Raw genomic sequence first — 25,747 nt, forward strand, 5'->3', positions numbered from 1 at the left:
CGTCACTCCCCGTTGCTCTGCATCTCGACGGCGTTCCCGTCAGCACATTCGGAGGTTGCTGAGACGGTGTACCGACGGGTGTCCGCCAGGAAGCTGATGGACGTGGTCGGGCCACCTGCGCCGCGGAGACCGAGGATCGGGTCGTCACCCCCACTCTTGTACGGTTGCGTGGTGATCCCGGCTTCCTCCCACAGCTTCTTGATCACGGCGATGTCCGCTTCGGGTTCGCCGGTCGGCTTCGCGAGAGCCTTGATGTACCTGTAGGCAGCGCCGTCGCTGCCGTCGCTCTTGCTGCACTGTTCGACCGAGGGCCCGCTGTAGACCTCCCAATCGCCCTCGAGTGAGGAGGCAGTCCGATCGACGATGTCCTGCACGGACTGCCGGGCCTCGGCAGTGCTCACGGGCTTGTTGCTCTCCGAGTCCACGGGGCCTCCTCCACTACAACCGGTGATGACGACGATCGCTGTCGCCGCGGTGATGACCGCGGTCACCGAACGGACGTGCTTCCTCACCATCCGCATCGGTCAGAGATCCGCTCCGACGACGATCCCGAGGCCGACCTCGAAGGGGGTCGGCCCCTTCGGGTGGTACGCGGTCATCTTGTCTCCCTGTCCTCGGGTCGTCGTTCGTCGGCTGAGCGTACCGCGGCCGACGGAGCCCACGTAGGGGCGAGGCTCAGCGGGTATTGACTACGTAGTCATGGTCGTGGTTGTGTTGCTCCCACACCCGCTCGACGGGTGTCCACCCGACGCAGCGAAGGAGCCCGCCGATGAGCGACACCGCCCCCGTGCGCCGCCTCCGCCCTGCGTCGATGACCGACGTCGCCGCCCTCGCCGGCGTCTCGCAGAAGACCGTCTCCCGCGTGGTGAACGACGAGCCCCACGTCACCGAGGCAGTGCGTGCCAAGGTCGAGGCTGCGATCGCCGAGCTCGGGTTCCGCCCGAACGCCGCTGCCCGATCGCTCAAGTCCCAGCGCTCCCGCCGGGTCGGCCTCATCACCATCGGCACGAACCTCTACGGCCCGATCGCGATGCTCACCGGCGTCGAGCAGGCTTGCCGCACGAACGGCTACGCCCTGTCGATCGTCCGCACGGTGACGGCCTCCGCAGCCGAACTCCAGCCTGCCGTCGACTCCCTCGTCGAGCAGGGCGTCGAGGCGATCGTCCTGTCCGAGCCGGTCGAGAACCAGATGGACCAGCTGCGGATGCCCCCGGGCGTCACGGTCCTGACGCTCGGCCCGCCCGACGTCGCCGACCGCGAGAACACCCTCGCGGTCGGTCTCGACGAGAGTGGAGCCGCGTTCGCCGCGACGGACCACCTGCTCGCCCTCGGTCACGAGACCGTGTGGCACATCGCCGGTCCGGCGAACTGGACGTCGAGCGTCCGCCGCGAGCAGGGGTGGCGCGCCGCCCTGCAGGACGCGGGCGTCGCCGAGCATGCACCGATCGAGGGGGACTGGTCTCCCCAGAGCGGTCACGACGCGATGCGGTCGCTGCTCACCCGCCCCGACGTCACCGCGGTCTTCGTCGCGAACGACCAGATGGCGATCGGCGCCATGTCCGCCGTCCAGCATGCGGGGTTGTCCGTGCCGCGAGACGTCAGCATCGTCGGGTTCGACGACATGCCGGTCGCCGCCTTCCTGTCGACGCCCCTCACCACGATCCGCCAGGACTTCGACGAGTCGACCCGTCTCGCGATGCACCGCCTCTTCCGCACCCTCGACGGCCACCCGCCCGCCGAGCGGCACCGGATGCTCCCGGGACAGCTGATCACGCGCGCCACCAGCGCGCCGCCCTCCGCCGAGCGCCGCCACCTCCGCCGCGCCGACTGATCCCGGACGGGAGGCGCGACTCGCGTTCGTCCCGTGCGTGAGCGCTCACACGCGCTCACCACCCACCCACCGACCACCCGACGACGACGTCAGGAGTCAGCACGTGACCCCAGTACCAACACGACCCCCCGGAACGACGGGAGCCGCGCCTCCCGGCCGGGACGGACACCGTGGACCGAGCCGACGCGACCTGCTCCGCTGGGGTGCCGCCGCCGGCGGCGCGTTCGCACTGAGCGGGTTGCTCGCCGCCTGCTCGCCGCAGTCCACCGCGGCGGTCCGCTCGGGCAGGGCGGATCTGTCCTTCTGGACGCACGACCCCGGCTACGAGAAGTTCTTCACCGAGGCGCTGCCCGTCGCCGACCGGAGGTCCCGCTTCGACTACGCCCTCGACATCACCACCATCGCAGCGGCGGACATCCCGACGAAGGTCATCGCGCAGGCGGTGGCGGGGACGGGGACGCCGGACGTCGCGGGCCTGGAGATCGGCGCGTTCTGCCGGATGCTCCGCGGCGACATCGCGAGGGAGCTGCTGAGCGACCTGTCGCCGTCGGTCGCATCGAAGCAGGACGACCTGATCCAGGCGCGCCTGACGCCGTTCTCGAAGGACGGCCGCCTGTACGCGCTCGACTCGGACACCCCGCTGTGCGTCTACTACCACCGCGCCGATCGGTTCCGCGAGCTCGGGATCCCCGACGACCTGAACACGTGGGAGGAGACGATGGAGGTCGGCGCGAAGCTCAACGAGAGCAAGGGCGTCTCGCTGCACGCGGTCGCGGTGACCGACCCGGGCGGCACGCTGCAGAGCTACCAGATCCTGCTGCTGCAGCGTGGCGGCGACCTGTACGACGAGTCCGGCGACATCGCGATCCAGACGCCCGAGGCCGAGCGCACCCTGCAGTTCCTGGTCGACGGCGTGCAGTCCGGGGCGATCGCCACGGTCGCCGACATGTACGGACCGAGCCTGCAGTCCGGGCTGAAGGGCGGGACGATCCTGGCGGTCGACATGCCCTCCTGGTACGCGAGCTACGGCATCAAGCCCAACGTGCCCGAGCAGGAGGGCAAGTGGCGGGTCCGCAACCTGCCGCGGTTCGCCGGCGGCGGCAGCACCACGAGCGTCGGCGGCGGGACGGGCTTCGCGGTGCTCCGAGACAAGCCGCTGACGCAGGCCGGCATCGACCTCGTGCTCGCCGCGTACCTCGACCCCGACCAGCAGGTGAAGCGGTACGAGGACCTCGGGTACCTGCCGACCCTCCGCTCGGTGTACGACGACCCGAGGCTCGCAGCGCTGAGCGACCCGTACTTCGGTGGGCAGCAGCTGTTCGGCGTCTACAGGTCGGTCATCGACGACGTGCCCTCGCAGCACCAGAGTGCGAACGCCGCGATCCTGCAGACCGTGCTGAGCGGCTACCTCATCAAGGCCTACAAGGGCCAGATCTCCCCGAAGCAGGCGCTCGACGCCGCTGCGGCCGACTTCCGCGGTCAGACCCGCGCCTGAGGAGGACGACGTTGTCCACATCCACCGCCACCGGCATCCCGGTCTCCGCAACCCGCGGCGCTGCCTACCCACCGGCCGGCCGTCGCCGTCGACTGAACACCAACGGCGGCAGCGCCCCGTACCTGTTCATCGCGCCGTTCTACGTGCTGTACGCCCTGTTCATGATCGTGCCGGTGCTCGCCGCCGTGTACCTGTCGCTCACCGAGTGGGTGGGTCTCGGCTCACCGAACTGGGTCGGGCTGCGGAACTACGCGAACCTGTTCCGGGACACGAGCTTCGGCACGGCCCTGGTGAACTCGCTGATCTACACGCTCATCGCCGTGTTCGTCATCGTGCCCGTCTCGCTCCTCGTCGCGCAGGCGCTCAACGCCAAGGGGCTCCGAGCGCGCGACCTGTTCCGCGTGACCTTCTTCATCCCGATGGTGCTGTCGCCGATCGTCATCGCGCTCATCTACAGCCTGGTGTTCGACACGAACTACGGGCTGCTCAACGCCACGCTCAAGGCGCTGTTCGGGCTGCCGAACACCGACTGGCTCGGCGACCCGACGCTCGCGAAGGTCGCGATCGGCTTCGTGCTGCTCTGGCGCACGGTCGGCTACCTGACGATCTTCTTCCTCGCCGCGCTGCAGAACGTCTCGCCGGAGCAGTACGAAGCCGCCTCGCTCGACGGGGCCGGGACCTTCCGGAAGTTCACGAACGTCACGCTGCCGGCGATCCGCCCGGTCACCGCCTTCGTGGTGGTGACGAGCTTCATCAGTGCCGCGCAGCTCTTCGACGAGCCCTACCTGCTCACGAGGGGCGGTCCGGGTGAGGCGACGCTCTCCGTCGCCATGTTCATCTACCGCGCCGCCTTCGAACGGCAGCAGTTCGGCTACGCGGCCGCCGCCGGCGTCGTCCTGTTCGTCGTCGTGTTCGGCGTCAGCCAGATCCTCAACCGCGCACTCGCCATCGGGAGGGACGCATGACCGCCACCGTCACCGAGGCCGTGACCACCGGGGGCAGCGCACGCCGTCCCCGGTCCGGCCCGCCGCGCACCCCCGGGTGGATCGCCCGCCGCGGCCTGCTCTACGCCACGCTCGTGGTGCTGCTGCTCGTGTTCGTGTTCCCGCTGCTCTGGGCGTTGTCGGGCTCCTTCAAGCGTCGTGGCGACATCTTCTCCACGCCGCCCACGCTGGTCCCGAGCTCGGCAACCGGCGAGAACTACGTGAACCTGCTCACGACGCAGCCGTTCTGGGCCTGGTTCGGCATCAGCGTCGGCACCGCCGTGATCGCCACCGTCGTGTCGGTCTTCGTCTGCGCGATGGCCGGGTACGGGTTCGCGAAGTTCCGGTTCCGCGGCAAGCGGGTCCTGTTCGCGGTGATGTTCTCGTCGCTTTCGGTCCCGTTCGCGGTGATCCTCGTGCCGCTCTTCATCCTCGTGGTGAAGTCGGGGCTCGCGAACCCCTGGTTCTCGCTCATCGTGCCGTGGGTGGCGCCGGCGTTCGGGATCTTCATGATGCAGCAGTTCATCACCCAGTCGATCCCGGACGAGATCATCGAGGCCGCGCGCATCGACGGCAACTCGGAGTTCGGGACGTTCCGTCGGGTGGTGCTCCCACTGCTCCGGCCGTCCCTCGGGGCGCTCGCCGTGTGGAGCTTCCTGCAGAGCTACAACTCGTTCCTCTGGCCCCTCGTGCTCGTGTCGGACTCCGACCAGTACACGCTGCCGCTCGGGTTGAACGCGATCTTCGCTTCGGAGAACCGGTCGTACGACCTGGTGCTCGCCGGCGCCGTGCTGGCGAGCGTGCCGACGATCCTCGTCTTCCTGCTCCTCCGGAAGCAGCTGCTCGACGGCCTCACCGCGGGAGCGGTGAAGGGATGAACGACTTCACGCCAGCCGGGACCGCATCCGCCGACCCCGGCCCTCTGACCCACCGCACCACGAACGGAGCACCCAGCACCATGCAGCACGACCGCGTCCTCTTCGGCGCCGCGTACTACCACGAGTACCAGCCCACCCCACGGCTCGACGAGGACATGCGCCTCATGCAGGAGGCCGGCTTCTCGGTCATCCGGGTCGGCGAGTCCGTCTGGAGCACCTGGGAGCCGGAGAACGGCCGGTTCGAGCTCGAGTGGCTCGCGCCCGTGCTCGACGCGGCCCACGAGCACGGCATCGGCGTGATCCTCGGCACGCCGACCTACGCGCTGCCGATGTGGCTCGCCCGCATCGTGCCCGAGGTGAACGTGCGACGCCGGACCGCGGGGGAGCCGATCGGCTGGGGCGCCCGCCAGGAGATCGACCACGCCCACCCGGCGTTCCTCTTCCACGCCGAGCGGGTCATCCGGAAGATCCTCGCGCGGTACGCCGAGCACCCGGCCGTCATCGGCTACCAGGTCGACAACGAGCCGGGCAACGAGCTCATCGCCAACCCGGAGGTCTTCCAGCGCTTCGTCGACCACCTCCGCCACACCTACGGCAGCGTCGAGCGGATCAACGAGGAGTGGGGCCTCACCTACTGGTCCCACCGCCTGTCGACCTGGGCGGACCTCTGGACGCCGGACGGCAACGTCCAGCCGCAGTACGACCTGGCGTGGCGCCGGTTCCAGGCGTCCCTCACGACCGACTTCATCGCCTGGCAGGCCGAGATCGTCCGCGAGTACGCCCGCGAGGACCAGTTCGTCACCACGTGCATCTCGTACGAGCGACCGACGGTGGAGGACGACGCCCTGACCCGGTCCCTCGACGTCACGGCGGGCAACCCGTACTACCGCATGCAGGACGCCCTCGAGCTGCCGAACACCGACGAGGCGCCGCAGTACTGGACGTCCTCCGGCGCGTGGTCCGTCGTGGCGACCGGCGACCGGATGTACGGGTCGAAGCAGGCCCCGTTCCTGGTGACCGAGACGAACGCGCAGGCGATCGGCTTCTCGTGGATGAACGAACCCGCCTACGAGGGCCAGTGGCGGCAGGCCGCCTGGGCGCTCGTCTCCCGCGGTGCATCGATGATCGAGTACTGGCACTGGCACACGCTGCACTTCGGGGTCGAGACCTACTGGGGCGGGGTGCTGCCGCACTCGCAGCAGCCGGGCCGCACGTACGACGAGATCGCCCGCATCGGCGCCGAGTTCCAGCACGCGGGGGACCGGGTCGCCGGGCTCCGGCCGCACGCGGACGTCGCCCTGCTCTTCTCGAACGAGTCGAAGTGGGCGCTGAACGAGCACCCCGCGCTCGGCGACGGTCCGGAGCCCGACCGGCGCTCGTGGCAGACCGTGTACGACGCGTTCGCTCGGGGGGTCTTCGAGGCCGGACTCCAGGCGAACACCGTGCACCCGTCGCAGGTGTTCGACCGCGACCCCGCCGCGTTCGCCCGGGAGCGTCCGGTGCTCGTCGCGGCGGCCTTCACCATCGCGACCGACGCCCAGCTGCAGTGGCTCGCGGACTACGCCGCCGCCGGCGGGCACCTGGTCGTCGGGATCCGCACCGGCTACGAGGACCAGGAGGCCCGAGCCCGACTCGAGCGCAAGCCGGCCTTCCTCGACGTCGCCGCCGGCGTGCACTACGACGAGTTCAGCAACCTCGGACGTCGTGTCCCGGTGTCCGCCGGTCCAGCTGCGGCGACGCACGGGTTCGCGGTGCCGACCGGCGCGACGGCGACCCGGTGGGCGGACGGGCTGCTCGTCGACGACGCCGACGTGCTCGTCGGCTACGACCACCCGCACCACGGGCGCTTCGCCGCCGTGACCACCCGTGCACACGGTGCGGGGCGGGTCACCTACGTCGGGACGGTGCCGGACCCGGCGCTCGCCGCTGCGATCGCCGCCTGGGCGGTCGAGCAGGGGAGCGGGTCGACGGCCTGGCTGCCGCAGACCGGGACGCAGTCGGTGCAGAGCGCCACGAACGCCCGCGGCGAGACCGTCCACGTCGTGCACAACTGGTCGTGGACGCCGAGCACCTACACGGTGCAGGCGGACGCGGAGGACGTGACGAGTGGAACTGCCCTGTCCGCCGGGACCGAGTTGACGCTCGGCGCGTGGGACGTGCGGGTGCTGGCGGTGCGCTAGTCGCGGGTGCCATCGGACGGGAGGCGCGGCACCAGCCGGCACCGTGCCTCCCGTCCGTCGCTAGCGGACGCCGCCCTCGCGCGCCGGCTGCGGGTCCGGCGCTTGGTCCGCCTGCACCGCGAACTGGGTCCGGTGCAGCTCCTCGTACCGACCGCCGGCCGCCAGGAGCTCGTCGTGCGTCCCGCGCTCGACGACCGCCCCGTCCTCGACGACCAGGATGAGGTCCGCGCTCCGGATGGTCGACAGCCGGTGCGCGATCACCATCGCGGTCCTGCCGTCGAGCGCCTCGCTCAGGGCGGCCTGCACGGCGGCCTCGGACGTGGAGTCGAGCGCCGCCGTCGCCTCGTCGAGGATCACGACACGGGGCTGTGCGAGCAGGAGCCGGGCGATGGTCATGCGCTGGCGCTCGCCGCCGGACAGTCGGTAGCCGCGCTCGCCGACCATGGTGTCGAGCTGGTCGGGCAGTGATCGGATGAGCGGCTCGAGGCGCGCACGTCGCACGGCGTCCCAGACCTCGTCGTCGGTGGCCTCGGGCCGGGCGAGCCGGAGGTTGGCGCCGATGGTCTCGTGGAACAGGTGGCCGTCCTGCGTCACCATGCCCATCGTGTGGCGCAGCGACTCGAAGGTGACGTCGCGCACGTCCGTCCCCGCCAGGCGGACCGCGCCGCTGTCGACGTCGTAGAGGCGCGCGAGCAGCTGCGCGATCGTGGACTTGCCCGCGCCGGAGGAACCGACCAGGGCGACGGTCTGCCCCGGCTCGATGCGGAACGAGACGCCGTGCAGGACCTCGTCGCCGCCGCGGGTGTCGAGTGTGGAGACCTCCTCCAGTGAGGCGAGGGAGACCTTGTCGGCCGATGGGTAGGCGAACCGCACGTCGTCGAACTCGACCGCGACCGGGCCGTCGGGCAGGGCGACGGCGTCGGGCTTCTCCTGGATGAGCGGCCGGAGGTCGAGCACCTCGAAGACGCGCTCGAAGCTGACGACGGCGCTCATGATCTCGACGCGGGCGTTCGCCAGGCTGGTCAGTGGTGCGTACAGGCGGGTGAGCAGCAGCGCGAGGGTGACGACGTCACCCGTGTTCAGCCGGCCGCCGAGCGCGAGCGCGCCGCCGAGGCCGTAGACGAGCGCGAGGGCGAGCGCCGAGACGAGCATGAGCGCGGTGACGAAGACGAACTGCAGCATCGCGGTGCGGACGCCGATGTCGCGGACGCGCGCGGCGCGGACGCGGAACTCCTCGGCCTCTTCGTCGGGGCGACCGAACAGCTTGACGAGGGTGGCGCCCGGCGCGGAGAAGCGCTCGGTCATCTGTGTGCTCATCGCGGAGTTGTGGTCGGCGGCCTCGCGGCGGAGTGCGGCGAGGCGGCTGCCCATCCGCCGTGCGGGGATGAGGAAGACGGGGAGCATGACGACGGCGATGACCGTCACGAGCCACGACGTGCTGAGCATGACGACCAGGGTGAGCACGAGCGCCACGGAGTTCGTGACGACGCCGGAGAGCGTGCCGCTGAAGGCCTGCTGCGCGCCGATCACGTCGTTGTTGAGCCGGCTGACGAGGGCGCCCGTGCGGGTGCGGGTGAAGAAGGCGATCGGCATCTTCTGCACGTGGTCGAACACGGCGGTGCGGAGGTCGAGGATCACGCCCTCGCCGATCCGCGCCGAGTACCAGCGGGTGAGCAGCGACGAGGCGGCGTCGGCGACGGCCACGAGCGCGATGACCAGGGCCAGCCAGACGATCGTGGAGACGGCACCGTCGGCGGCGATGACGTCGACGACCTGACCGGCGAGCACCGGTGTCGCGACCGCGAGGAACGCCCCGACGACGGACAGCGCGATGAACACCACGAGCTGCACCCGGTACGGCACGGCGAACGTCATGATCCGGCGGAGGGACTCGCGCGAGAATCCGCGACCGCCGTCCTTGGCGGTCGAGATCTTGTAGAGCGAGCTCCAGGCCGCGCCTTCCATGCTCATGGCGGTTCCTTCCGTGGCGACGGGCCCGACGCGGACGTCGGGGCGGCCGCGCTCGGGGTCGTTCCCGTCGGCGGCGGGCAGGGAGTCAGGATACGGCGGGACCCCTGACGGATGCCCGCCCCGAAGCTCCGGAGGCCGTACCGGGCGCGGGAAGCGTCGACGTGAAGGTCCCTCGTTCTGGGGGTGAAGGAATCGGATGACACCCGTGTCCGCACTATGGGGGACCGGTAGCTTCCAGGAGTTCCGCGAACCCGAACCGAACGGAAACCTCATGCAGAAGATCGTCACCGGCACGATCGCCGGCGCGGCTGGCATCGCCCTGCTCCTCGGCGGCGCCGGGAGCTTCGCCCTCTGGAACGACACCGCGAGCGTCCCGCCCGCGACCGTCGACTCCGGCACGCTCACCCTCTCCGCGAACCCGGACGGCGTCTGGACCGACATCACGAACGGCCGCTCCGACGTGATCGACATCTCGGCCGTCCGGATGGTGCCCGGCAACCTGTACCAGTTCCACCAGACGATGGACGTCGAAGCCACCGGCGACGACCTCACCGCAGACCTGACCTGGGCGCCTCAGAGCATCACGGGTGACGACGAGCTGGTCGCCGCTGCGGAGCAGTCGCTCACCGTTGCCTCGGAGAGCGCCTCGCTGCAGCCCGCCGGTCGGACCGCCTGGACCGTGACGCCGACAGAGGGCACCTCCGTGCTCGACGTCACGTACACGATCGGGCTGTCCTCCGAGGTCACGACCGGCAAGGCTCAGTCGATCGACCTGAGCGGCCTGACCTTCACGCTGACGCAGAAGCCGATCGAGTCCTGATGACCCGGCGGGGGCGGCACCGCGGGGGTGATCGGCGGCGGCCGGCCCTCCTCGCCGTGCCGCTCCTGCTCGCCGTCGTGCTCGGTGGCCTGCTCGGCACCGGCGGGACGAACGCCCTCTGGACCAGCGCGGCGTCCACCTCGGGGTCCACCGTCCGGTCCGGCACCGCCACCATCGCGGTGAGCCAGCTCTCCGCGATGAACGCGTCCGTGATCGGGCCCGGGGTCGGCACGACGGGGACGTTCACGGTGCGCAACACCGGCACGGTGCCGCTGTCCATGCGCGTCGCGGTCACGTCGACGAAGGTGGCGTACGCGGACGGCACGACCCCGGACGCGGTGCTCGCCGAGCTCACGATGCGCCTGAATGCGGTCGCTTCCGCGTCGGCGTGCCGGTCCGGTGTCGGCGGGGCGACCCAACGGTTGGCGGACTTCGACACCGGCAGCGGGTACTACACCCTCCCGCGCGGTGTGACCGCGACTGCCTGCGTCGAGGTCGTCCTCGACAGCGATGCACCGCAGTCCGTCGCCGGCGCGGTCACCGACTTCACGGTGACGGTCACCGGAACACAGGTGGGACCGTGACCGCCCCGGTCCGCGTCATCGCGGTCCTGCTCGCGACCCTCGTCACCATCGCCGTGGGGTCGACCACGGCCTGGGCGCTGTGGACCACCACCGGCGCGGCCACCTCGAGCGCCGTCATCGGCAAGACGGCCGCCGCGCTCGGCGGCACCAATGCGCTGACCACGACCTTCTCCGCTGAGATGCCGTCGACCACGATCCCGGTCACGCTCCGCAACGCCGGGACGCTCGCCGGCACCACCTCGACCGCCGTGTCCGTCGTCAACGGCAGCTCGAGCGCCCTGGCGCAGGCCGTCGCGGTCGACGCGTGGCCCGTGGCGGACCCGGTGTCCTGTTCGACGGACGCGGCCGTCGGTGCCGGCGCGGTCGACGGGACCTGGGCCTCCCTGCCGAGCATGACGAGCCGGCTCGCAGCCGGCGCCTCGGCCGTGTGGTGCGTCCGCAGCACCGTCACCGACGCTGCGCCCGCCGTGGCGACCGCGCACGTACGCCTCCAGCTGACGGTCGCCGTCGGGAGCTGGACGAGCACCACCGCCACCAGCTCCTTCTCCCTCAACACGGGGACCGCCGATCCGACGTTGACCTGCACGACGGAAGGGACCGACGACAACTACGTCCTCCTCAGCTGGGACGACCCCTACCGCGACGGGGACACGCTGTACCGGGCGTACATCGGAGACGTCGGGGTCGGTGAGTCGCAGACGGGGAGTTGGCACCAGATCGACCTCGCGCCGGAACAGCTCCCGACGTCGACGGACGGTCCGCTCACCGTCACGGTCAGGGCACTCGACGCCGGAGGCGAGCCCACCGCGACCGTCGCCGGCACCGGCACCATCACGCGGTACACGAAGTCGACGGGCTCCCCTGCCCTCCGGTGCGGCGCGTGAGCAGCGGCACCCTGCACCGGCACCCGGTGCATCGCGCCGTCGGCCACCGTGCAGCACCGCGCGCGCGCCACGCACCGGCACGGGTGGCAGCAGCCCCCGGCCGGGGCTGGCGCGCGGTGTTGCACGCCCTGGTGCTCGGGATCGGCACCGGCGCGGTCCTCCTGCTCGCGGCGCTCGCGGTCGTGCTCGTCGTGGTGCCGAAGGCGACCGGGTCCGTCCCGCTGACGGTGCTGACCGAGTCCATGGAGCCCACGCTCCCACCCGGAACGCTCGTCGTCGTCCGTCCGACCCCGTTCGACGACATCCGTGTCGGGGACGTCGTGACGTACCAGATCGCCTCGGGGGAGCCCGCCGTGGTGACCCACCGGGTCGTCTCCGTCACCGCCGCGGCCGACGGCTCGCCACGGCTCGTCCTGCAGGGCGACGCGAACCCGGTCGCCGACGCCCGGCCCGTCGTCCCGGCGCAGGTGCGCGGCGTCGTCTGGTACAGCGTTCCGGGGCTCGGGTACGCCAACCAGCTCGTGAACGCCTCCCGCGGGTGGCTCGTCCCGACCGTCGCCGGAGGGCTCATCGTGTACGGGGCGCTGCTCGTCGTGCTCGGCGTGGCGGGGGCGGTGCGCAGACGTCGGGAGCGGCGGGCTCGTGGGCTGCAGCGGGGCCGACGTCGGAGCGGCACAACGTCCGGTGCCGCTGCGCGCCCGGTCGGGAGGACGGTGATCGACCCGTCATCGGGCAGTTCGCCCGAACGCCCGCGCTGACGGCGGGCAGAGCTGACGGTGACGATCGACCGGCCCGCCTGATGGCCGGTGGGCTCGGGTTCAGCCGTCGCGCCGCAGGGGCGCTGCGCGGTGTGGGGGCTTCCACGACGGCGCGGCGTCGACGGCGTCCGCGATCCTCCTGGCGATGACGCCGAGCTGGCGCGCCTGTGCCGGGCTGATCGTGTCGAAGACCAACCGCTGGACGAGCGCCTGGTGCGCCGGCGTGGACGCCGCGACCTTCTCGTGCCCGTCGCCGGTCAACGTCGCGAGCGTGAAGCGTCCGTCCGTCGGGTCGACCACTCGGCGCACCCACCCCTTCCGCTCGAGCCTCGTCACCGCTCGGGACAGCCGTGAGAGCGTCGAGTGCGCGTACCCGGCGAGTGTGCTCATCCGGAGCGTCCGGTCGGGCGCGGTGTCCAGGGCGGTGAGCACGCCGTGCTCGAAGTGGGTGAGCCCGCTGTCCCGCTGCAGCTGCGCGTCGAGTGCGGCCGGCAGGCGTTCGAGCATCGTCGCGACCGCGGCCCAGACCTCGAGCTGCTCGCCACTGATCCCTGGCTCCGGCATGCCCTCGATCCTACGGCTCGTGACTTGCCTGGGCAAGTCACAACCCGTAGGGTCACTTGCTCAGGCAAGTCATCGGGCCTGGTCGACCTCGTGCCGCCCCGGTGCGAGACGAAGAAGGAGGACTCGTGGACCTGCAACTCCAGGGCAAGACAGCGTTCGTCAGCGGATCGACGCAGGGCATCGGGTACGCGATCGCTTCCGCGCTCGCCGCCGAGGGTGCGCGGGTGGTCGTCAACGGCCGGGAGCGCGTGCGTGTCGATGCCGCCGTGGACCGCCTCAGACGAGAGCGTCCGGGCGTCGACGCCTCCGGGATCGCCGCCGACTTCGCGCGCCCCGAGGACGTCATCCGGCTGCTCGGGATGCTCGACGACGTGGACGTCCTGGTCAACAACGTCGGGTTGTTCGGCCTCGCCGACTTCGAGTCGATCGGGGACGAGGACTGGGAGCGGTACTTCGCCGTCAACGTGATGAGTGGCGTCCGGTTGTCGCGGCACCTGCTCGGCGGGATGCTCGACCGGGGGTGGGGGCGCATCGTGTTCGTCAGCAGCGAGTCCGGCGTGAACGTGCCGGCGGACATGGTGCACTACGGCGTGACGAAGGCGGCGATGATCGCGCTCGGCAACGGCCTCGCAAAGCGCACGCGTGGAACGGCGGTCACGGTCAACACCGTGCTGGGCGGGCCGACGTACTCGGACGGCGTCGCGTCGACGGTGGAGGCGATCGCGGCGGACCGGTCGCTCCCCGTCGACGCGGTGCAGCAGGCGGTCATCGGCCAGAACCAGACCACGCTCCTCGAGCGGTTCATCGCGCCGGACGAGGTCGCCGCCCTCGTCACCTACCTCGCCAGCCCCGTGGCATCCGCGACGAACGGAGCGGCGGTCCGGGTGGACGGCGGGGTCCTCACCGGTCTCCTGTAGTGGTCGCACCGGTCCGGAGGTCGGCGCCAGGAGCCCGGGCGACCCGGCCGGCCGTCACCAGACGCCGGACGGGAGGCGCGCCGCCAGCTGGCACCGCGCCTCCAGTCCATCAGCGGTGCGGGACGGGGTCCGCCGCTAGCTGACCGGCTTCCAGAGGGAGGGCGCGGTGATCCAGTTCGGGTCACCGTGGCCCTGGTAGGACTGCACGGCCTCGTACACGGAACCGCCGTGGGTGACGCGGTCGCCCTTGGTGTACGCCGCGTGCGCGTCCCAGGTCGGGTACTCCGACGCGGCGTCGCCCTTCGTGGTCGTGACGTGCCTGTTCGACATCGCGGAGGCGATGCCGTCGAGGTTCACGGCCCGGACGGTGTACTCGTGGCGCGAGCCCGCCCGGAGTCCGACGTCGACGAAGTCGGTCGCACCGGTCTCGCCGACCTTGTCGCCGTCCCGGAACACCTCGTAGCGCACGCCCTCGGTGTCGTCGCCCGCGGTCCACATCAGTGCGACGGTGGACTCGGTCGTACCCATGTCGTGCAGGTGCTTCGGCGCGGCCGGGGCGGCGGCCTGCTCGGGCATCCGCACGGTCAGGATCGTGTGCGCGAGGCCGACGTTGCCGGCCGCGTCGACGGCGCGGACGCCGAAGGAGTAGACCTCGCCCGGCTGCAGGCCGGTCAGTCGCGCCGAGCGTCCGGTCGCGGAGACCTCCTTCACCACCTGGAAGTCGCCCTCCGTCGCGCCGAGTCGGACGACCTGGTAGCGCGCGACCCCGCGGTCGTCGGACGCGGCACCCCAGGTGATCTCGGCTTCGGTCGAGCTGACAGCCCGGCCCGCGGCGTCCGGCACGAGACCGGGCGCCTCGGTGTCCTCGACGGGCTCCGGGGTCTCGCCGTCGCCGGGCTGCACGTCGACGTCGATCACGTTGTAGAACGCGTTCGCGGTGTCGGCGACGTCCCACACGGCGTAGATGACGTGGTAGCCCTCGCGGTCGGACGGGATCGTGATCTCGTGCGACGGGTTGTTCGACGCCTCGGAGCCGTCGTGCTCGACGGTCTCGATGAGCTCGAGGTCGTCGCGGTCGAGGGCGTCGTTCGGGTCCCAGCCGTCCTTCGTCATGTAGTAGCGCCACTGCGAGGTCTTGTGCGGCGCGGTGTACGTCCAGTTGACGGTGACGTCGCCCTGCTCGACGACGTTCTTCTGCCAGCGGTCCTCGCCCTGTTCGTCGAGTACCGACCACTCGGTGTGGCCGGCGGAGGCGAGGTGCCCGTCCGCGGGACCGGCGGCCGGGAAGCCCTTCGGCGCCTCGAGGCTCTGCGGGTCGTACTGGGCGCCGCCCATGTCGCCGTTCGCCTGCATCGCGACCCGCGCGGTCAGCGTGTGGGTGGGGTCGCCCGAGTCGTCGCCGACGAAGCCGTGCGCGAACGCGGCGGACGGAGCGAGGGCGGCCGCGCCGATCGCGACGGCGGCCGAGGCACACAGGAGTGTGACGTGCTTGTGGGGACGCATGGTGATCCGTTCTGTCGTGGTCGTGCGGGGGCAACCCGCCTGCCAGCAACATCCCAGAGCCGGGCGGCCGGGCCACGTCGCCGAACGTCGACATCGCGGTGACAGCGGCCCGACCGCGACCGTGGGGTGCACGGTGCTGGCAGGCTGGAACGGTGCACACCACCATCGACTCCGCGACCGAGGTCGTCTCCGGCATCCGGTTCCCCGAGGGCAACCGCTGGCACGACGGCCGACTCTGGTACTCCGACATGCACACCGGTGAGGTCTTCTCGATCGACCCGGCGGTCGTCGACCCCCGGTCGGACGTCGCGCCCCGGCTCGAGACGACGATCGACGGGCAGTCGTCGGGCCTCGGTTGGCTGTCGGACGGTCGGCTCGTCGTCAGCGCGATGAACTCGCGGACGATCCAGGCTGTCGGCCCCGACGGCACGAACGCGGTGTTCGCCGACCTGTCGTCGGTCGAGTCCTCGCTCCTCAACGACCTGGTCGTCGACGAAGCGACGGGTCGCACCTACGTCGGCGCCTTCGGGTACGACCTCTACGGCGGGGAGGAGCCCCGCCCCGGACCGCTGTACGTCGTCGACCCGGACGGGTCCTCCCGCCTCGCCGCCGACGGTCTGGTGTTCCCGAACAGCGCCAACGTGCTGCCCGGCACGCGCACCCTGGTCGTCAGCGAGACCTGGGGTGGCCGCCTGACCGCCTTCGACATCGAGGCGGACGGGTCGCTCAGCGGACGACGCGAGTGGGCCGCCCTGCCGGACGGCGTCACGCCGGACGGCAGCACGGTCGACGCCGAGGGTGCGATCTGGGTCTGCTCCGTCGACACGGGGGAGTTCCTCCGCGTGGTCGAGGGCGGCGAGGTCACGGACCGCATCGACGCCCCCGGACTGTGCGCGATCGACTGCGCGCTCGGCGGCGAGGACGGGCGGACCCTGTACCTCGCCACCGCCGACAGCTACGACCCGGAGACCACGGCGCGCACCCGCGCCGGCCGGATCAGCGCGGTCCGCGTCACGGTCCCCGGCCCGTGACCGCGTGACGGACGTCAGGCGCGGCGCCAGCTGGCACCGCGCCTGACGTCCGTCACGTCGCAGGCCGGTGCGCGCCTACCGCAACCGCACCCAGACCGCCGCGTCCCGCTGCAGCATCCCGTCCCGCACGGCGTCCGGCACCGACGCGACCAGCACGTCACCGTCCGGCAGCGTGACGGGTTCGGCGCCGGTGTTGGCGACGACCGCGACCGACCCGTTCGACCACGCGAGCACCCCGGCGCCCGGCACCGTCAGGTCCTCGAGCCAGTGCAGCTCGCCGGCGCCGAGGTCGTGCTCGCGCCGGACCACGAGTGCCGCGCGGTACATCGCGAGCGTCGACCGCGGGTCGTCGTGCTGGACGTCGACGGCGAAGGTGCCGAAGTCGTCGGGCTGCGGCAACCAGGTGTCCGCGGCGGCTCCGAAGGCGAAGCCGAACGCGGGCTCCTCGGCCGTCCAGGGGATCGGCACCCGGCAGCCGTCCCGCCCGCGGGTGGTGTGCCCGGACCGCTCCCACACCGGGTCCTGCCGCACGTCGTCGGGAAGCGTCGTGACCTCCGGCAGACCGAGCTCCTCGCCCTGGTACAGGTACGAGGACCCGGGGAGCCCGAGCATCAGGAGCGTCGCGGCACGGGCTCGCCGCAGGCCGAGGTCGCGGTCCGGCTGCGGGTCGTCCGCACCGACGCCCGACTCGAGCTCGACCGGCCCGTCGTAGCCGAAGCGGCTCGCGTGCCGCATCACGTCGTGGTTCGAGAGCACCCAGGTCGTCGGAGCACCGACCGCGTGGTTCGCGGCGAGGCTGGTGTCGACGGTGGCGCGGATCGCGTCGGCGTCCCACGGCAGCGACAGGTACGCGAAGTTGAACGCCTGGTGCATCTCGTCCGGGCGGACGATCCGCGCGGCGCGCTCGGGCGGCAGCCACGCCTCGGCGCAGAGGATCCGCTGGCCCTCGTACTCGTCGAGGACCCGCCGCCAGGCGCGGAAGACGTCGTGGATGCCCTCCTGGTCCCACATCGGCGGCATGACGCCGTCGACCGGTTCGATGACGCCGTGGGTGGCGTGCGGCCAGTCCGGCAGCCCGGGTGCCTTGACGATGGCGTCGCAGACGTCGACGCGGAACCCGTCGACCCCGCGGTCGAGCCAGAACCGCAGTGTCGTCTCGAACTCGGCGTGCACGCGCGGGTCGTCCCAGTTCCAGTCCGGCTGCTCGGGCGCGAACAGGTGCAGGTACCACTGTCCGGGTCGGCCGTCGGCCTCGGCCACGCGGGTCCATGCCGGGCCCTGGAACATCGACTCCCAGTCGTTCGGTGGCTCGTCGCCACCTGGCCCACGTCCGTCGCGGAAGTGGAACATGCCCCGTTCCGGGCTGCCGGGAGGCGCGGCGAGCGCGCGCTGGAACAGCTCGTGCTGGTCGGAGCAGTGGTTGGGCACCAGGTCCACGATCACGCGCAGGTCCAGCTCGTGCGCGCGCTCCAGGAGCGCGTCCGCGTCGTCGAGGGTTCCGTACACCGGGTCGACGTCCCGGTAGTCCGCGACGTCGTAGCCGCCGTCCGCCTGCGGCGACGGGTAGAACGGGGACAACCAGATCGCGTCGGCGCCGAGCGCGGCGACGTGGTCGAGCCGCGCGGCGATGCCGGGCAGGTCGCCGGTGCCGTCGCCGTCGCGGTCTGCGAAGGACCGCGGGTACACCTGGTAGATGACGGCGGTGCGCCACCAGTCGTGGTCGTGGGTCATGCGCGCGGGACCTCCCGTTCGTACAGCGCGGGGCGGCGGTCCCCGAGCCAGTCGTTGTGCGGACTCGTCGACTTGTCCCGCGCGAGTGTCGGGAAGACGTCGGCGGTGACGGCTGTGGTGCCGGCCCCCGGAGGCGCTTCGGCGACGACCCAGCCGAACTGGTCGACGATGACGCTCGCCTCGTTCCAGTCCTGCCCGCGCTCGGTGCCGGCGCGGTCGCAGCAGGCGATGAAGACGCCGTTGCCGCGGGCGGTGGCCTGGGCGGCGATGACCTCGGCGACGCGGTCGCGCTCGGGGTGCTCGCCCACGGGCCAGTTCGTCGGGACCGCGATGAGGTCGGCGCCGGCGAGGGCGAGCATGCGGGGCATCTCGGGGAACTCCATGTCGTAGCAGACGAGCACGCCGATGCGCCCGTGCACGGTGTCGACGACCGGGGGAGCGTCGTCCCCGGCGTCGAACACGAGGGTCTCACGGTCCCAGAGGTGCGTCTTCCGGTACACGGCGCGGACGCCAGTCGCGTCGACGACGGCGACGCTGTTCCGCACCCGCTGGTCCTGTCGTTCGCAGAACCCGAACACGACGACGGTGTCGGTGCCGTCGAGGAGCCGACGGACCCGGGCGAACAGGGGGTCGTCGGTGGTGATCGCCGCGTGCAGCGCCTCGTCGCGGTCGCGGAACACGTACCCGCTCGTCACGAGTTCGGGCAGGACGAGCACGTCGACGCGATCGGCCAGTGCGCGCTCGACCGACGCGACGACCAGGGCGGAGTTGCCCGCGACCTCGCCGAGCACGGGGGCGACCTGGTCGCACCGGACACGGGCGATCCCGCTCACTTGACGGCTCCCTCGGTGAGGCCGGTGATGAGCCGGCGCTGCAGGACGACGTACGCGATGACGATCGGCAGGGCGACGAGCACGGCGGCCGCTGCGGTGACGTCGGGCTGCGCGCCGCGCTCGGCGCCGGAGAAGAACGACAGGGACAGCGGCGCCGTCTGGACGGCCTCGTTCTGCGGGACGAGCACCAGCGCGAGCAGGAACTCGTTCCACGTGAACAGGAAGAGGATCGTCGCGAGGGTGGCGACGGCGGGCATCGCGACCGGCATGAGGACGTCACGCAGGATGCGGAAGCGTCCGGCGCCGTCGATGCGGGCCGCTTCGAGCAGCTCGACGGGCACGGACGCGAAGAACGACCGCATCCAGAAGACGCCGAGCGGGATCGACAACCCGACCTGCGGGAGGATCAGCGCCCAGTAGGTGTCGACGAGGCCCCAGCCCGCGAGCATCTGGTACAGCGGCAGCACCGTGACCTCGTACGGCAGCACGAGTCCGACGAGCAGCAGGCCGAGCAGGATGCGGCCCCCGGGCACACGCATGTGGGCGAGCGCGTACCCGGCGAGGCACGCGACCACGGCGGTGACGAGCACGACGGTGATCGCCACGACCGCGCTGGAGACGAGGGCGGAACCGAAGCCGCCCTGCGTCCACGCGGCCACGTAGTTGCCGAAGCCGCCGCTGCCGGCGCTCCCCGCGCCTCCCGTCCGTCCACCGCCCAGCGAGGTGACGACGACCGACGCCAGCGGGAACGCGGCGACCAGTGCGGCGACGACGAGGACGGCGTGCGTCAGCGCCGACTCGGTGCGGGTGACCCTCATGCGCGGACTCCCTTCCGACGGTCACGGTCCGGACGTTCGCGCAGCGCGAGCTGCACGATGCCGACGACCACGAGGATGAGCACGGTGAGGACGACCGCGAGCGCCGACGCCTGGCCGAGGGCCCGGTCCTGGAAGGCGTCCTGGTAGACGAAGACGCTCGGCACGGTGGTCGCGGTCCCCGGGCCCCCGCGGGTCGTGTTCCAGATGAGGTCGAAGTTCCGGAGCGCGAACGTGATGGTGAGGATGAGCGCGATCGAGATCTGCGGGCGGAGCGCCGGCAGGGTGATGGCGGTGAACTCCCGGAACGCGCCGGCGCCGTCGAGCCGCGCGGCCTCGTACAGCGACCGGTCGATCGTGGCGATGCCGGCGAGGAACAGCACCATGCAGAGGCCGTACTCCACCCACGTGCCGATGAGGCCGATGGACGGCAGTGCCGTGTCGAAGTCGCCGAGCCAGGTGTGGGTCAGCCCGCCCAGCCCGACGGCACGGAGCGCTCCGTTGACCGGGCCGTCGTCGGCGAGGATCCCGCGCCACGCCACCGCGACGACGACGCTCGAGAGGACCTGTGGCAGGAACAGCACCGCGCGGAACACGGTGAGGCCGTGGATCCGGATGCGGGACATCGCGCCGGCGAGCAGCAGGCCGACGAGCACCGGGAGCGCCGCGTAGAAGACGAGCAGGACGAGGGAGTGGGCCAGCGCCTCGCGGAGGTCCGGGTCCGCGAACACCGCGGCGTAGTTCGACCACCCGGCCGGGGTGGCGACGCTGATGCCGTCCCAGTCGTAGAAGGAGATGCGGACCGACTGCCCGATCGGGACGACCACGAAGACGACGAAGAAGGCGAGGGCCGGGGCGACGTAGAGCAGCGAGGACCAGCTGAGGCGGGATGCCGCCGGGCGACGTGTGCGTCGCGTCGCCCGGACGGCTCCTCGGTCCTCGCCCCGTGCGGCGAGTGCGGTGGCCATGTCAGCCGTGCGCCTTCGCCCAGGTCTCCTGCACCGTCTCGGTGAAGGCCTCCGGGGTGGTCCTGCCGGCCATCACCTCCTGGAGCGAGCCGCCCATCTCGTTCAGCATGTCCGTCGTCGTCCAGTCGTAGTAGCCGACCTGGGTGCCGGCGGCGATCGTGTCCTTCAGCGCCGTCAGCGTCTGCTCCTGCAGCGGGTCGGAGCTCGAGACGCCGTCGGTGACGACGGGGAGCCTGCCGGTGTCGAGGATCCACTGCCCGGTCTCCGGGCTGTGGAGCATGGCGAGGAACGCGATCGCGGCGTCCTGGTGCTCGGACTTCGTGCTGATGTGCCACGGCGACGCGGTGGCGCCGACGCCGCCCGACGTCAGCGAGCTGAACCCGAACTCCTCCGGGTCGAGCGACGCGCCGTTCCAGGAACCGCCGACGAAGAAGACGCCGGCGCCCTTCGCGAAGCGCGCGATGGCGTCCTCGTTGCTCAGGCCGTCGTACCCGGTGCCGAAGTAGCCCTTCTCGGCCCAGTCGCGCATGGTCTGCGCGGCTTCGACGTTGCCGTCGGTCTCGAAGGTGCTGCCGGGCTTCCCACCGATCCAGTCGGCGATCCGCTCCGGCTCCTGCTGCGTGACCGCGATGTCGGAGAAGATGTGCGTCGCGGCGTACTGGTCGGAGTTGCCGAGCACGATCGGCTGTTCGCCGGCGGACTCCGCCTCGGCCAGGTCGGCCTCGAGGTCCTCGATCGATGTCGGCGGCTGCAGCCCGAGGTCGTCGAGCTTCGCCTTGTCGTAGTAGATGCCCTGCACCTCGCTGATCGGCGACATGCCGTAGAGGGTGCCGGAGCCGAAGGTGGTGCCGTCGTCGTTCCACCTCGCCGGGGCGAGGGTGGAGGAACCGGTGCCGGTGGTCCAGCCGTAGGTCTCCGCGACGTCGTCGAGCGGACGGACGAGCTTCCCCTTGACGAGCGCGCCGTCGACGGCGTACCCGATGTTGCCCTGGAACAGGTCGGGGGCGTCGTCGGAGTTCGCGGCGTTCACGACGGTCGCGACGAGGTCGTCGAAGCTCTTGTAGGTGATCTCCACGTCGACGTTCGGGTACGCCTCCTCGTACGCGGGGACGAGCTGCTGCATGAGCGGCTTCTCGGCGACGTCCGCCCACATCGTCAGGGTCGTGTCGCCGCCGTCCGCCACGTCGGCGGCCGTGACCTTGCTCGTGATGTCCGGCTGGTCGGCGCTCGTGCCGGTGCCACCGGCACCCGGAGCCGAGCAGCCGGCGAGGGCGACGACGAGTCCGATGGCGGGGAGTGCGGCGAGCAGGGGTCGTCGCCGTCGTGCTGCTGCGGTCATGGTCACTTCCGGGTCGTGAGTTCGGGGGCGGGGAGCGTGCTGCGGTGGAGCCGGTCGGTGCGGAGGGTCGCGGTGGCGCGGTGGGCGGACATGCCCTCGCTCGCCGAGATGACGTCGACGGCGTCGGCGAGGGCCGGGGTGGCCTCGCGGGCGATGTGCTGGTAGGTCAGCGGCTTGAGGAACCGGGAGACGGACAGCCCGGCGCTGTGCTTCGCGCCCCCGGCGGTCGGCAGGGTGTGGTTGGTCCCCGCCATGCCCTTGTCCGAGTACGCCACCGTGCTCCACGGGCCGATGAAGAGGGACCCGTAGTTCGTGAGGTGGTCGTGGTACCAGGCGTCGTCCGACGTCTGCACCTCGAGGTGCTCCGGGGCGAGTTCGTCCATCACGGCGACGGCGGCCTCGCGGTCGTCGACGACGACGACCGAGCCGAAGTCGTGCCAGGCCGGGCCGCAGATCGCGTTGGTGGACAGGGTCGGCAGCTGCCGCTCGACCTCGGCGACGACGGCCTCGCCGAGTGCGCGCGACGTGGTGACGAGGGCGGCGGGGGAGTTGGGGCCGTGCTCGGCCTGTCCGAGCAGGTCCGCCGCGACGAGCTCCGGGTCCGCCGTCTCGTCCGCGATGACCGCGACCTCGGAGGGGCCGGCGAGCAGGTCGATCGCGACGGTGCCGAACAGCTGGCGCTTCGCCTCGGCGACGAAGGCGTTGCCGGCACCCACGATCATGTCGACGGGTGCTTCACCGAGCAGCCCGTACGCCATCGCCGCGAGGGCCTGGACGCCGCCGACGACGAAGAGCCGGTCCACGCCGGACACGTACGCGGCGTACGCGACCGCGGCGTTGACCCCACCGTCCGGCTGCGGGGGCGTGCAGGCGACCACCGTGGGGACGCCGGCGGCCTTCGCGACCCCGACGCTCATGAAGGCGCTCGCCGTCAGGGGGAAGCGCCCGGCCGGCAGGTACGCGCCGACACTGCCGACCGGGACGTACCGCTGTCCGACCGTGAGCCCGGGCACGAGCTCGGCCTCGAAGTCGGTCAGGTGGTCGCGCTGCAGCCGCGCGAACTGCTGCGTGCGCTCGGCGCCGAGCTCGATGGCCGACCGGAGGGCCGGCTCCAACCGGTCCCCGGTGGCGGCGAGCTCCTCGCGGGAGAGCTCGACCACGTCGGCTCCGTCGAGTTCCGTGGAGTAGCGGCGCACCGCGTCGATCCCGTCGCGGGCGATCTCGGCCAGCATCCCGGAGACGCGGTCGGCGACGGCAGGGTCACGCTGCGCTTCGGGTGCGTCGACGGCGGGAGCCTTCACGAAGGAGAACCGGTGGGCGTTCTCGGCGGAGAACCGGGGGCTGAGCTTCATGCAGTCGAGCCTGACGAGGCCGCTCGCAGAGGACAAGGGCGAAACATCCACGATGATCCATAGGGTGGGCCTATGACGCTCACCCAGCTCCGGGCCTTTCTGGTGATCACCGGAGCCGGATCCTTCTCGGCTGCTGCTGCGCAACTCGGCATGGCGCAGCCGTCCGTCTCCGAGCTGGTGAAGCGCATGGAGGAGTCGTACGGAGTGCGGCTGTTCAACCGCGGCAGTCGCGGTCTCGTCCTGACCGCTGCCGGCGAGGGGCTGCTGCCGCACGCGCGCCGGGCGGTCGAGGCAGCGGACGCCGCCGACCGGTCCCTGCGCGACCTGACGAGCCTGCAGGGCGGTGTGGCGACCTTCGGTCTCCTGCGCAACGCGAACTACTACTTCCTGTCACGGCTGCTCGAGCGCTTCCACGCCCGGTACCCCGACGTGCGTCTCCGTGTGATCGGCCTGAACTCGGTGGAGGTCGCCGAAGCGGTCTCCGCCGGTGAGCTCGAAGCCGGTCTGGTGGTGCTGCCGATCGACGCCGAGGGGCTCGAGGTCACACCGCTCCGTCGCGACGACGTCCTCTTCGCATCCGCCGACCCGGCACGCACCGCACGCCCCGTCACCGTCCAGGACCTCGCAGCCACCGACCTCGTGCTCTACGACGCCCACTACGGCTGGCGCGACCCGACGCGGCGTCAGCTCGCCGAACGGGCGCAGTTCGCGGGCGTCTCGCTGGTTCCGCGGATCGAGGTGGAACACATCGACTCGGCGCTGGACCTGGTGGCGCGCGGCGCGGGGGACACGATCGTCTCGGGCGCCGTCGCCGCCGGGCGGAACTTCCCGGCGGGACTGCACACCGTGCCCTTCGCGGAACCGCTGTACGACGTCATCGCCCTGGTCCGACGGGCGGACGTGCCGCTGTCGCCGGCGACCCGCGAGCTGGCTCGGTTGGCCCGCAGGATGCTCCTGGAACGGTGACGGACGGCGCGGCCGGGCGTGCAGCAGGAGGGGACCCGTCCTGTCCGCTCACCGCGCACCTCGGATGGGGGGAAAACCGAGTGCGCCCTGCATCTCTACTGTGAAACGCAACGGAGAGGGCCACCGGTCACCACCGTGACCGTCGCCACCCCCGGCGACCTCGCACAAAGGAGAGAGCACTCATGACCAGCGCAGCAACCCCCCGCAACGGCTACGCCACGACCCTCGTCCAGAAGGGCGCACTGCTCTTCGGCGTCGTCTTCCTCATCGTCGGCATCGCCGGCTTCATCCCGGGCCTGACCATGGACATGGGCACCATGTCCTTCGCCGGCGACGGCTCGATGGCGATGCTGCTCGGCCTGTTCCAGGTCTCGGCGCTGCACAACATCGTCCACCTGCTGTTCGGCATCGTGGGCCTCCTCGCCGCCCGCACCGCCAGCGGATCCCGCTCCTACCTGCTCATCGGCGGCATCATCTACGCCGTGCTGTTCGTCTTCGGCCTCTTCGTCGCGAACATGTCCAGCGCCGCGAACTTCGTCCCGCTCAACACCGCCGACAACGTCCTGCACGCCTTCCTCGCCGTCGCGATGATCCTGCTCGGCGTCGTCCTGCCCCGCGCCGGCGCACGCACCACCCGCTGACACCCAGCACGAACAGGAGCGCGTCGGTCCACGGACCGGCGCGCTCCTGTCGTTCCCGGCTGCTGACCACAGCGGTGGTCGTCGGGCACATCCCGAGCCGAGCCGAGCCGAGCGGGAGGCACGGTGCCGACCGGAACCGTGCCTGGCGTCCGTGACGGGGTGCGGTCTCCCCGCCGCGGTGCGAAGATGCCGACAGCACCGGTCCGCGCTGACCGGGACCGACGAACCGGTGCCACGTGCACCGGGACCGACGAGGGAGACGCCATGGCCGGGGTGTTCAGCGACGCCGAGCGAGCCGCGATGCAGCAGGCAGCCGACGAGCGGAAGGCGACGCGGGGCCTCAAGGGTGCCGCGAAGCGGGACGCCGAGCGCGAGGCCTGTACGGCCGCGATCGAAGCGCTCGAGGGCTTCGACCAGACCCTCGCATCGCGCTACCACCTGCTCGTGATCGAGGAGGCACCCGGCCTCGACCCGAAGACGTGGTACGGGTTCCCGTCGTACGCCCGGGACGGCAAGGTGGTCACCTTCGTGCAGCCGGCGTCGAAGTTCGGGTCGCGCTACGCCACGGTGGGGTTCCAGGAGGACGCGGTCCTCGACGACGGGGCCATGTGGGCGACCTCGTTCGCCGTCGTCGAGTGGACGGACGAGGTCGACCGGCGGTTGCGCGAGCTGGTCCGCCGCGCAGCCGGCTGACCCCGCGACC

At 71.5% G+C, this 25,747-nt stretch carries 24 protein-coding genes; 14 read left to right on the forward strand and 10 right to left on the reverse strand.

Annotated features, from left to right (window positions below; genetic code table 11):
• Nucleotides 1-2 precede the first annotated feature (2 nt).
• A complete protein-coding gene (locus DEJ23_RS04455) occupies nt 3-491 on the reverse strand; it encodes a hypothetical protein (RefSeq protein ID WP_146240192.1) in 489 nt (162 codons plus the stop codon).
• A 278-nt stretch (nt 492-769) separates the two neighbouring features.
• Between DEJ23_RS04455 and DEJ23_RS04460 the strand changes: the two genes are divergently transcribed.
• From DEJ23_RS04460 to DEJ23_RS04480, 5 genes are all read left to right on the forward strand, one after another.
• Nucleotides 770-1,831 carry a LacI family DNA-binding transcriptional regulator gene (locus DEJ23_RS04460; protein WP_220034182.1) on the forward strand — a complete coding sequence of 354 codons (1,062 nt, stop codon included), beginning with the start codon at nt 770-772 and terminating at the stop codon, nt 1,829-1,831.
• A 103-nt stretch (nt 1,832-1,934) separates the two neighbouring features.
• A complete protein-coding gene (locus DEJ23_RS04465) occupies nt 1,935-3,326 on the forward strand; it encodes an ABC transporter substrate-binding protein (protein ID WP_220034183.1) in 1,392 nt (463 codons plus the stop codon).
• An 11-nt stretch (nt 3,327-3,337) separates the two neighbouring features.
• Nucleotides 3,338-4,291, forward strand: coding sequence for a carbohydrate ABC transporter permease (locus DEJ23_RS04470; RefSeq protein WP_258375246.1), 954 nt, complete (start codon nt 3,338-3,340; stop codon nt 4,289-4,291).
• Complete coding sequence (locus DEJ23_RS04475) at nt 4,288-5,187, forward strand: carbohydrate ABC transporter permease (RefSeq protein WP_111239077.1); 900 nt, start codon at nt 4,288-4,290, stop codon at nt 5,185-5,187. The genes DEJ23_RS04470 and DEJ23_RS04475 overlap by 4 nt, the downstream gene beginning before the upstream one ends.
• Before the next feature lie 80 nt (nt 5,188-5,267).
• Nucleotides 5,268-7,367, forward strand: a complete 2,100-nt coding sequence (locus tag DEJ23_RS04480) for a beta-galactosidase (RefSeq protein ID WP_111239281.1) — start codon at nt 5,268-5,270, stop codon at nt 7,365-7,367.
• 60 nt (nt 7,368-7,427) lie between these two features.
• On the opposite strand, the gene DEJ23_RS04485 is transcribed toward DEJ23_RS04480, so the two are convergent.
• Nucleotides 7,428-9,338 carry an ABC transporter ATP-binding protein gene (locus DEJ23_RS04485; protein ID WP_111239078.1) on the reverse strand — a complete coding sequence of 637 codons (1,911 nt, stop codon included), beginning with the start codon at nt 9,336-9,338 and terminating at the stop codon, nt 7,428-7,430.
• A 271-nt stretch (nt 9,339-9,609) separates the two neighbouring features.
• Here DEJ23_RS04485 and DEJ23_RS04490 point away from each other — a divergent pair, with 271 nt between their 5' ends.
• The 4 genes from DEJ23_RS04490 to DEJ23_RS04505 all read left to right on the forward strand — a co-directional run bounded on the left by DEJ23_RS04490 (nt 9,610) and on the right by DEJ23_RS04505 (nt 12,384).
• Nucleotides 9,610-10,158, forward strand: coding sequence for an alternate-type signal peptide domain-containing protein (locus tag DEJ23_RS04490; RefSeq protein ID WP_111239079.1), 549 nt, complete (start codon nt 9,610-9,612; stop codon nt 10,156-10,158).
• A gap of 56 nt (nt 10,159-10,214) precedes the next feature.
• Nucleotides 10,215-10,742, forward strand: coding sequence for a SipW-dependent-type signal peptide-containing protein (locus DEJ23_RS04495; protein ID WP_220034184.1), 528 nt, complete (start codon nt 10,215-10,217; stop codon nt 10,740-10,742).
• Complete coding sequence (locus DEJ23_RS04500) at nt 10,739-11,626, forward strand: hypothetical protein (protein WP_111239081.1); 888 nt, start codon at nt 10,739-10,741, stop codon at nt 11,624-11,626. Before DEJ23_RS04495 ends, DEJ23_RS04500 begins: the two co-directional genes overlap by 4 nt.
• A gap of 83 nt (nt 11,627-11,709) precedes the next feature.
• The gene (locus DEJ23_RS04505; RefSeq protein ID WP_258375247.1) at nt 11,710-12,384 is read left to right on the forward strand and encodes a signal peptidase I; all 675 of its coding nucleotides are present in this window, start codon (nt 11,710-11,712) and stop codon (nt 12,382-12,384) included.
• Between the two features lie 60 nt (nt 12,385-12,444).
• Here the strand turns inward: DEJ23_RS04505 and DEJ23_RS04510 are convergent, their stop codons facing one another.
• Complete coding sequence (locus DEJ23_RS04510; RefSeq protein WP_111239082.1) at nt 12,445-12,948, reverse strand: MarR family winged helix-turn-helix transcriptional regulator; 504 nt, start codon at nt 12,946-12,948, stop codon at nt 12,445-12,447.
• A gap of 125 nt (nt 12,949-13,073) precedes the next feature.
• Here DEJ23_RS04510 and DEJ23_RS04515 point away from each other — a divergent pair, with 125 nt between their 5' ends.
• Entirely contained in the window at nt 13,074-13,865 is a 792-nt protein-coding gene (locus tag DEJ23_RS04515; protein ID WP_111239083.1) for an SDR family NAD(P)-dependent oxidoreductase, read from the forward strand.
• A gap of 135 nt (nt 13,866-14,000) precedes the next feature.
• Here the strand turns inward: DEJ23_RS04515 and DEJ23_RS04520 are convergent, their stop codons facing one another.
• Complete coding sequence (locus DEJ23_RS04520; protein WP_111239084.1) at nt 14,001-15,368, reverse strand: lytic polysaccharide monooxygenase; 1,368 nt, start codon at nt 15,366-15,368, stop codon at nt 14,001-14,003.
• 152 nt (nt 15,369-15,520) lie between these two features.
• Between DEJ23_RS04520 and DEJ23_RS04525 the strand changes: the two genes are divergently transcribed.
• On the forward strand, nt 15,521-16,399 hold the full coding sequence (locus tag DEJ23_RS04525; protein ID WP_181429113.1) for an SMP-30/gluconolactonase/LRE family protein: 879 nt from the start codon (nt 15,521-15,523) through the stop codon (nt 16,397-16,399).
• Between the two features lie 75 nt (nt 16,400-16,474).
• Here DEJ23_RS04525 and DEJ23_RS04530 read toward each other — a convergent pair whose 3' ends face one another.
• The 6 genes from DEJ23_RS04530 to hisD are packed head-to-tail and all read right to left on the reverse strand — an operon-like array spanning nt 16,475 to nt 23,437.
• On the reverse strand, nt 16,475-18,130 hold the full coding sequence (locus DEJ23_RS04530; protein WP_111239086.1) for a glycoside hydrolase family 13 protein: 1,656 nt from the start codon (nt 18,128-18,130) through the stop codon (nt 16,475-16,477).
• Entirely contained in the window at nt 18,127-18,963 is an 837-nt protein-coding gene (locus DEJ23_RS04535; RefSeq protein WP_220034185.1) for a nitrilase-related carbon-nitrogen hydrolase, read from the reverse strand. The genes DEJ23_RS04530 and DEJ23_RS04535 overlap by 4 nt, the downstream gene beginning before the upstream one ends.
• On the reverse strand, nt 18,960-19,781 hold the full coding sequence (locus tag DEJ23_RS04540) for a carbohydrate ABC transporter permease (RefSeq protein ID WP_111239087.1): 822 nt from the start codon (nt 19,779-19,781) through the stop codon (nt 18,960-18,962). Before DEJ23_RS04540 ends, DEJ23_RS04535 begins: the two co-directional genes overlap by 4 nt.
• On the reverse strand, nt 19,778-20,746 hold the full coding sequence (locus tag DEJ23_RS04545) for a carbohydrate ABC transporter permease (RefSeq protein ID WP_111239088.1): 969 nt from the start codon (nt 20,744-20,746) through the stop codon (nt 19,778-19,780). The genes DEJ23_RS04540 and DEJ23_RS04545 overlap by 4 nt, the downstream gene beginning before the upstream one ends.
• 1 nt (nt 20,747) lies before the next feature.
• Entirely contained in the window at nt 20,748-22,085 is a 1,338-nt protein-coding gene (locus DEJ23_RS04550) for an ABC transporter substrate-binding protein (RefSeq protein WP_111239089.1), read from the reverse strand.
• Nucleotides 22,086-22,087: 2 nt separating this feature from the next.
• A complete protein-coding gene (gene hisD / locus DEJ23_RS04555; RefSeq protein ID WP_111239090.1) occupies nt 22,088-23,437 on the reverse strand; it encodes a histidinol dehydrogenase in 1,350 nt (449 codons plus the stop codon).
• 72 nt (nt 23,438-23,509) lie between these two features.
• Here hisD and DEJ23_RS04560 point away from each other — a divergent pair, with 72 nt between their 5' ends.
• From DEJ23_RS04560 to DEJ23_RS04570, 3 genes are all read left to right on the forward strand, one after another.
• Complete coding sequence (locus DEJ23_RS04560) at nt 23,510-24,403, forward strand: LysR family transcriptional regulator (protein ID WP_111239091.1); 894 nt, start codon at nt 23,510-23,512, stop codon at nt 24,401-24,403.
• A gap of 182 nt (nt 24,404-24,585) precedes the next feature.
• A complete protein-coding gene (locus tag DEJ23_RS04565; protein ID WP_111239092.1) occupies nt 24,586-25,044 on the forward strand; it encodes a DUF4383 domain-containing protein in 459 nt (152 codons plus the stop codon).
• Between the two features lie 264 nt (nt 25,045-25,308).
• A complete protein-coding gene (locus tag DEJ23_RS04570; RefSeq protein ID WP_111239093.1) occupies nt 25,309-25,737 on the forward strand; it encodes a hypothetical protein in 429 nt (142 codons plus the stop codon).
• Nucleotides 25,738-25,747 lie beyond the last annotated feature (10 nt).

It is taken from the genome of Curtobacterium sp. MCSS17_008, from assembly GCF_003234185.1.
Taxonomy (GTDB): Bacteria; Actinomycetota; Actinomycetes; order Actinomycetales; family Microbacteriaceae; genus Curtobacterium.